The organism is Microlunatus aurantiacus, from assembly GCF_039536605.1.
Lineage (GTDB): Bacteria > Actinomycetota > Actinomycetes > Propionibacteriales > Propionibacteriaceae > Microlunatus > Microlunatus aurantiacus.
Window position 1 is genome coordinate 1 of sequence record NZ_BAAAYX010000038.1, and the last position, 514, is coordinate 514.

1 pseudogene is annotated in these 514 nt (G+C 69.3%); it reads left to right on the forward strand.

The window, feature by feature from the left end:
- Positions 1 to 514 (forward strand): annotated as a pseudogene (locus ABD714_RS22910) (IS1380 family transposase); the annotation flags it as partial.

Here is a 514-nt window from a genome sequence, read left to right on the forward strand (position 1 = left end):
CAGGTCTCGGTCACCGTCCGCACCGACGCCCGGGTCAAAGCCACGATCGCCAGCATTCCCGCGGACGCCTGGACAGCGATCGAGTACACCGACGCGGTCTTCGACGAGACCTCCGGCGAGTGGATCTCCCGCGCCGAGGTCGCCGAGATCACGTTCACCGCGTTCGCCGCCCAACCCAAGGCTGACCAGGTGCCGGGTCGGTTGATCGTGCGCCGCATCCCCGACTTCCAGGCCGACCAGCACCGCGCCGCCGGTCAGGACGGGCTGTTCGACGTGTGGCGGTTCCACGCGTTCTTCACCACCACCGACCCGACGCTTCTTGACACCGTGACCGCGGACCAGGTCCACCGTCGGCACGCGATCATCGAACAAGTCCACGCCGACCTGAAGAACTCAGCTCTGGCGCACCTGCCCTCGGGGGTGTTCACCGCGAACGCGGCCTGGCTCGTGCTCGCGGTGATCGCGTTCAACCTGACCCGCGCTGCCGCCACCCTGGCCGCCCCGGCGGCAGCCT